Genomic DNA, 6,784 nt, shown 5'->3' with positions numbered 1-6,784 from the left:
TTACGAAAGTTCACTTTTGTCTGCGCCCCAGCCTAGTCACAGCTCCGGACAAAGCGTGCCTTCTGGTGGGGTTGTTCGCTGTCAGCGCACGGTAGCCGTGCTCAAAGGCAGGCAAAAAGAAAACCGCCGGAACCTCAGCGAGAGGTTCCGGCGGCGGGCGGAAGCTTAAAAGGGAATTCCTAGTCTTCCTTCTTCTCCGCAGCCTTCTTAGCGGAGGACTTGGTGGCCTTCTTAGCCGCAGTCTTCTTAGTGGTGCTCTTCTTGGCGGTCGACTTCTTGGCCGTGGACTTGGTGGACTTCTTCGCCGCAGTCTTCTTCGCCGGAGCCTTCTTAGTGGTGCTCTTCTTGGCGGTCGACTTCTTAGCCGCTGCCTTCTTGGCGGTGGACTTGGTGGACTTCTTCGCCGGAGCCTTCTTCGGCTTCTCTGCAGCCTTGTCCTCCTTAGCGGAGTCCGCCTTGTCGGCATCAGCCTCCGGATCACCGAAGTACTCCTTCGGATCCACGTCTGCACCGTCGGTGTCCTTCACGGAGGTCTTGGCGATGTTCAGCGCCAGAGCCTTGCCGCGGCGAACGTCTGCGAACAGGCTGCCCAGCTGACCGGCCTGCTGCAGCTGCATGATGAACTGGTTCGGATCCATGCCGTACTGGTTAGCAGTGAAGGCGATGTGATCCATCAGCTCTTCCTGGGAAACCTCCGGCTTTTCCTCATCTGCAACTGCATCCAGGAACAGCTGAGTGCGTACGGAATCCTCAGCGGAGCTGCGGGCATCCTCTTCGAACTTCTCGCGAGTCATGTCCTGGGCAGCCAGCATGGACTCGAAGACCTTCTCGTCGCCACCGAACTGCTGGATGATCTGCTGGATCTGCGCGTCGACCTGCTCCTTGACAACGGACTCAGGGAGGTCGAACTCGGTCTTCTCCAGCGCAGCGGCCAGAACCTTGTCGCGGATCTCGCCAGCCTGGGTGTTCTTCAGCTGCTGCTCGACCTGGCCCTTCAGGGATTCCTTCAGCTCGTCCAGGGTGTCAAACTCGCTGGCCAGCTGAGCGAAGTCATCGTCCAGCTCGGGCAGCTCGCGCTCCTTGACGGAACCGAGCTTGACGGTAACCTCAGCCTCCTCGTCAGCGTGCTCGCCGGCAACCAGCTTGGAGGTGAAGGTGGACTCCTCGCCTTCCTTCATGCCGATCAGAGCGTCATCCAGACCCTCGATCAGGGAATCGTTGCCAACTTCGTGGGACAGGCCCTCGGTGGTGGCCTCGTCGACAGTCTCGCCGTCGATGGTGGCGGACAGGTCGATGGAGACGAAGTCGCCCTTCTTCACTGCGCGGTCAGCCGGCTTCAGAGTGCCGAAGCGAGCCTGCAGGTTCTTCAGCTCCGCGTCGATGGCCTCATCGTCAGCCTTCAGCGGTGCAACCTCAACGGAGATATCAGAGAAGTCCGGAACCTCGATCTCCGGGCGGACGTCAACCTCAGCGGTGAAGGTAATGTGCTTGCCATCCTCCAGCTCCGCGATCTCGATCTCCGGCTGGCCGAGAGCCTTGATGTCGTTCTCCTCTACAGCCTGGCTGTAGCGAGAAGGCAGCATCTCGTTAATAACCTGATCCAGAACAACACCGCGACCCAGGCGGGCTTCCAGAATCTTCGCCGGAACCTTGCCCTTACGGAAGCCAGGCATGTTTACCTGCTGCGCAAGAGACTTGTAAGCCTTATCGAACTCTGGCTTAAGCTCCTCGAAAGGGACCTCAATCGTGAGCTTGGTGCGGGTGGTGCTCAGATTTTCTACAGAGCTCTTCACGAATGCACACTCCTGTGTATTGATAGCTTCATGCACCGCGGTCATCGTTCGTCACGCAGCGCTTGTACGGTCGGTGCTCAATTTTATAGAACCATCGCCGGGCACATCACGCGGGGGTCAGGTTTCGGAACTCAACCGCCACCAACAGGCCTTGGATTCCCCCGGCGGTTCAGACCGCAAACCCCCACTTCATCGCCAAAAGGCAACGACCCCGCAGGGTGGCGTCACTAAAAAAGCGACAAAATAAAAAATGTCGGGATAACAGGATTTGAACCTGCGACCCCTCGCTCCCAAAGCGAGTGCGCTACCAAACTGCGCCATATCCCGAGCCGCATACTCCGCACATTTAACCCAAACGCCGAACGCCAAGCGCCGAACGCAAGGTACGCGGAAGCTGCGAACGCTACTCTACTGGCAGCAGACCGCTAAATACAAAACGGCAGCTCCCCCGGTTTCGCGAACGATCGCGACCAGAGGAGCTGCCTCGAAAAAAGTGGAGGGAATGACGGGAATCGAACCCGCGTCTTCAGCTTGGAAGGCTGAGGTATTAGCCACTATACGACATTCCCATAAGCAGCTAGCTTCTGCTACGCCCAGTGATGTTACACCATAACCCCCAGTGTCCAGCAAAATCCTTCCACCAAACCACTATTAACCTGCGTTCTTGCGGGGGTATGCAGGTGTAGCGAATCTGCGTATCGCATTGAGGGAGCCCATCTTTAGCGGTAGATTCTAGTGTCATGGAACCAATCATCGTGGACAAGAAAACCGGCACGGAACTCTGGACTGCAGCACAATGCGCCGAGTTCTCCGGTACCGCCCGTGGCACCTTCACGAGCTACGCGGGACGCGGCCGTGCACCTCGCCCGGTGACCAAATATCACGGGCTGACTCTGTGGGATTCCAACGTGGTCAAGGAGTGGCAAGAAAAGCGCGATGGCGCATCGAACGCGTCGAGCACCACCGCGAACTAAGAATCAAGAACTAAAGAACCAAGAAAACCTAGTTTTCCGGCAGCGCGGGGGCCTCGCCCGTGCGCTCGTACTCCGCCAGAATGTCGATACGGCGCTGGTGGCGTTCCGCCTCCGACCACGGCTGGGAAACGAAAGCATCAACAATAGCCAGCGCCTCCTCCTCGGAGTGCATACGACCGCCCAGCCCAATCAGCTGGGCGTTGTTGTGTTCACGGGCCAGCTTCGCGGTCTCCACGGACCACGCCAGCGCACAGCGCGCGCCCGGAACCTTGTTCGCGGCGATCTGCTCGCCGTTGCCGGAGCCGCCGAGCACGATGCCCAGCGACCCCTCGTCCTCCACGACGGACTTGGCTGCTGCAATGCAGAAAGCCGGGTAGTCATCGTCCGCGTCGTAGGTGTGGGCACCGCAGTCCACTACCTCGAAGCCCTTGGAGCTCAAGTGATCCTTAATCACGTTCTTCATCTCGAAACCGGCATGATCTGCACCTAGGTAAATACGCATGGTGCCAGTCTAGCCGGTCGCCGGGCGCGCGGGCGCTATCCCGCGGGCATCTTTTACTCCGCTACCGGCGCTTCGGTGCGGGAGCGCTTCAGCTCGAAGAAGTGCGGGTTCGCCGCCAGGGTCACGGAGGCATCGAACATCTTGCCTGCCTCTTCCCCACGCGGGATGCGGGTAATGACCGGCCCAAAGAAGGCCACGTCGCCCAGCTGCACGACCGGGGTGCCGACCTCGTCACCCACCAGCTCGATCGCCTTGTCCTGCGATTCGCGCAGCTGCGCCTCGTAGGAGCCCTCGTCGTCTGCAGCCAGGTGGCCAACCTTCGCCAGGTCGGCGGGCAGCTCGACCTCTTCCAGGGACTCAGCGATCAGCTCGTCGTAGCCGTGCGGATCGGTGGCATCCGCGCGCTGCTCGTTGTGGATCTTGGTGCCCATCGCGGTGTACCAGGCGGAGAGCTTCTCCGGGTGTTCCTGCCAGATTGCGGTTGCTACGCGCGCCGGCGCCCACGCGGCGTCCATCTTCTCGCGGTAGGCGGGATCCAGGTCGCGGCCCTCGTTCAGCACGAAAAGGCTCATCGGCTGGAACTTCACCTCTACGTCGCGCACCTCCTGCACCTCCATCAGCCAGCGGCTGGTTACCCAGGCGAAGGGGCAGATAGCGTCGAAGAACATGGTTACGGTCTGCTTCTGTGGTTCAGTCATGTCCCCCACTCTAACCATCGCGTGGCTCCCCTGTCCGGCGCTCCTACTAGGGTGGTCTGCATGACTTCCATCAACCTAACCCGTACCGAGGCTGAGCATCGCGCCAACCTCATTAGCGATGTTCACTACTCCATCCAGCTGGATCTTTCCGGCGGCGAGAAGCCCGACAACAAGCTCTTCCGCTCGCTGACCCGCATCACCTTCACGTCCGGCGCCGGGTCTACTTTCTTGGATCTGCGCGCGGACTCGCTGTTGCGGGTGGAGCTCGATGGCGCGGCACTTGGGGACTTTGCTTATGACGCCACTACGGGCATTCCGCTGAACGACCTGTCTAGTGGCCAGCACGAGCTGCTGGTGGAGGCGGAGATTCCGTACTCCACCACGGGTCAGGGTCTGCACCGCTTCTTCGATCCCAGCGATGACCAGGCCTACATGTACACCCAGTTCGAGACGGCGGACGCAAAGCGGGTCTTTGCCTGCTTCGACCAGCCGGACATCAAAGCGACTTATGACGTTGAGCTCACCACGCCCGCCGAGTGGACCGTGGTGACGAACAATGAGGTTTCCGTGGCGGAGGCTGCGGGCGTCAATAAGAAAAAGCACAGCGCGACCGTGGACTACCTGCTGTCGACCTACCTCATTGCGTTCTGCGTAGGCCCGTGGCACGTGGTGCGCGACGAATGGCGTGGCACGATCACCGAGCACCCCGAGACCGCGGAAGCGCTGGCCGACAATCCTTTGGGCAAGAACCTGCAGACCAGTGGCGAAATGCGCGTGCCACTGGCGCTGTATTGCCGCCAGTCGCTGGCGGAGTACCTGGATTCCGACGAGCTGTTCGAGGTAACCAAGCAGGGCTTCGACTACTACGCGGATAAGTTCGGCATCGGCTACCCGTTCTACAAGTACGATCAAATTTTCTGCCCGGAGTACAACATGGGCGCGATGGAAGATGCGGGTGCGGTGACGATCCGCGACGAGTACATCTTCCGCTCCGCAGCCAGCCACTACCAGTACGAACGCCGCGCAGACACGATCCTGCATGAGCTGGCGCACATGTGGTTCGGCGACCTGGTGACGATGAAGTGGTGGGACGACCTGTGGCTGAACGAATCCTTCGCTACTTGGTCTGCAGCCATGAGCCAGGCGGGGGCGACGAAGTACGACACCGCATGGGTGACGTTCAACAGCAAGGAGAAGGCATGGGCGTATGCGCAGGACCAGCTGTCCTCGACCCACCCAGTGTTCTCTGACGCGGGCGATATCGAGACGGTGGAGGCGAACTTCGACGGCATCACCTACGCCAAGGGCGCGAGCGTGCTGAAGCAGCTGGCGGCCTACGTGGGGCTGGAGGAATTCTTCGCGGGCATCCGCGCACACTTCGCCGCACACGCCTGGGGCAACGCTACGTTCGCGGACCTGCTGGGTGCGCTGGAGAAAGCCTCGGGCCGCGACCTGTCGGACTGGTCGGATCAGTGGTTGCGCACGACGGGCATCAATACGCTGACCCCGGTGTTCGAGGTGACGGACGGTGCCTATAGCTCCTTCGCCGTGGAGCAGTCTGGTGCGCAGCCCGGCGCGGGCGAAACGCGCACCCACCGCATTGCCGTGGGCGTGTACAGCTTTGACGGTGGTGCGCTGCAGCGCACCAAGCGCGTGGAGCTGGATATTTCCGGCGCGCGAACCGAGGTTCCCGGGCTGGTGGGTGTGCCCGCTGGCGACCTAGTGCTGGTCAACGACGACGACCTGGCCTACGGCAATATGGCGCTGGACGAGGGGTCCCTGGCTACGGCGATTGGTGGCGCAGGTAGCGACGGGGCCGGAACCGGCGTGCCCAACATCGCGCGCATCACCGACCCGATGGCGCGCGCCCTGGTGTGGTCCGCGACCTGGCAGATGACGCGCAACGCGCAGATGCGGGCGCGCGACTTCATCGGCTTGGTCGCCGGGGGCGCTGCCGAGGAAACCGAGCTGGCAGTGCTGGAGCAGATCCTGGCCCAGGCGCGCTCGGCGGCTGCGAACTACGCCGACCCGGAGTGGGCGGACGAGGGCTGGGCGCAGCTGCGGGAGGCCTTCCTGGCTGCTGCCCGCAAGACCAGCGGCCCGGCCCAGCTGGCTTTCATCCGCGCGTTCGTGGGGTGCGTGCACTCTGCCGAGTCGGCGGAGGTGCTGCGTGCGCTGCTGGGTGAGGCTGGCGACGGCGCCGAGGCGATCCCGGGCCTCGACGTGGACCAGGATCTGCGCTGGGCGATCATCATCGCGCTGACGGCTGCGGCCCGCGCCACCGGAGATTCCTCCGAGCAGGTCGAGGAGCGCATCGCTGCCGAGGAGGCTAAGGACAAGTCCTCCAGCGGTGCGGCGCTGGCGTTGCAGGCGCGTTCCTCCGTGCCGGATGAGCAGACCAAGCAGCAGGTCTGGCACTCCCTGACCGTGGAGGCGCCGCAGCAGAGCAACCTGAGCCTGCGCCACCGCAACGCTGGACTGGTGCACGTCGGCCACGCCGACCTGTTGCAGCAGTTCAGCGCCGATTACGCTGCCCATGCCGTGGAGTGGTGGAAGTCCCTGAACTCAGAGATGGCTCTGCGCACCCTGGAGGGCATCTACCCCACCTGGGATCACAGCGACGCCACGGATGCCGCCATCGCTAACCTCGTGAAGGCGGAGGACACCCCGAGCGGTCTGCGTCGCGTGCTCTGCGAAGGTCGCGACCGCGTGGCACGAGCCAAGGCCGCCCGCGCTTTCGACGCCCGAGCTGTCGACGCGGCGGGCAAGTAGCCGCGGGGCTGCGCCCTAATGGCAGGCGGGGCTGCGCCCATCCCG

At 62.3% G+C, this 6,784-nt stretch carries 5 protein-coding genes and 2 tRNA genes; 2 read left to right on the top strand and 5 right to left on the bottom strand.

Features of this window, described 5'->3' with window-relative positions; genetic code table 11:
- Nucleotides 1–179: 179 nt before the first annotated feature.
- The 3 genes from tig to CRD15_RS02030 all read right to left on the bottom strand — a co-directional run bounded on the left by tig (nt 180) and on the right by CRD15_RS02030 (nt 2,362).
- Nucleotides 180–1,793, bottom strand: coding sequence for a trigger factor (gene tig / locus CRD15_RS02040; RefSeq protein ID WP_187401783.1), 1,614 nt, complete (start codon nt 1,791–1,793; stop codon nt 180–182).
- 253 nt (nt 1,794–2,046) lie between these two features.
- Nucleotides 2,047–2,120, bottom strand: a tRNA-Pro gene (locus CRD15_RS02035).
- A gap of 167 nt (nt 2,121–2,287) precedes the next feature.
- A tRNA-Gly gene (locus CRD15_RS02030) sits at nt 2,288–2,362 on the bottom strand.
- Between the two features lie 171 nt (nt 2,363–2,533).
- Here CRD15_RS02030 and CRD15_RS02025 point away from each other — a divergent pair.
- The gene (locus tag CRD15_RS02025; RefSeq protein WP_070550497.1) at nt 2,534–2,767 is read left to right on the top strand and encodes a hypothetical protein; all 234 of its coding nucleotides are present in this window, start codon (nt 2,534–2,536) and stop codon (nt 2,765–2,767) included.
- Nucleotides 2,768–2,795: 28 nt separating this feature from the next.
- Here the strand turns inward: CRD15_RS02025 and CRD15_RS02020 are convergent, their stop codons facing one another.
- A complete protein-coding gene (locus tag CRD15_RS02020) occupies nt 2,796–3,269 on the bottom strand; it encodes a ribose-5-phosphate isomerase (RefSeq protein ID WP_034966920.1) in 474 nt (157 codons plus the stop codon).
- A gap of 53 nt (nt 3,270–3,322) precedes the next feature.
- A complete protein-coding gene (locus tag CRD15_RS02015; RefSeq protein ID WP_255463691.1) occupies nt 3,323–3,967 on the bottom strand; it encodes a disulfide bond formation protein DsbA in 645 nt (214 codons plus the stop codon).
- A 60-nt stretch (nt 3,968–4,027) separates the two neighbouring features.
- Here CRD15_RS02015 and pepN point away from each other — a divergent pair, with 60 nt between their 5' ends.
- Nucleotides 4,028–6,739, top strand: a complete 2,712-nt coding sequence (pepN, locus tag CRD15_RS02010) for an aminopeptidase N (protein WP_187401781.1) — start codon at nt 4,028–4,030, stop codon at nt 6,737–6,739.
- Nucleotides 6,740–6,784 lie beyond the last annotated feature (45 nt).

Origin of the sequence: Corynebacterium sp. LK28 (assembly GCF_014335105.1) — a bacterium.
In the GTDB taxonomy this organism is placed as follows: domain Bacteria; phylum Actinomycetota; class Actinomycetes; order Mycobacteriales; family Mycobacteriaceae; genus Corynebacterium; species Corynebacterium macclintockiae.
Note: the sequence above shows the minus strand (reverse complement) of the source record. Positions and strands in the feature narration are given on the sequence as shown.

Bases quoted from the DNA above. Each gene is read 5' to 3' on its own strand.
- CRD15_RS02025 (WP_070550497.1), top strand. From the start codon at position 2,534: ATGGAACCAATCATCGTGGACAAGAAAACCGGCACGGAACTCTGGACT.
- CRD15_RS02020 (WP_034966920.1), bottom strand. From the start codon at position 3,269: ATGCGTATTTACCTAGGTGCAGATCATGCCGGTTTCGAGATGAAGAAC.
- CRD15_RS02015 (WP_255463691.1), bottom strand. From the start codon at position 3,967: ATGACTGAACCACAGAAGCAGACCGTAACCATGTTCTTCGACGCTATC.
- pepN (WP_187401781.1), top strand. From the start codon at position 4,028: ATGACTTCCATCAACCTAACCCGTACCGAGGCTGAGCATCGCGCCAAC.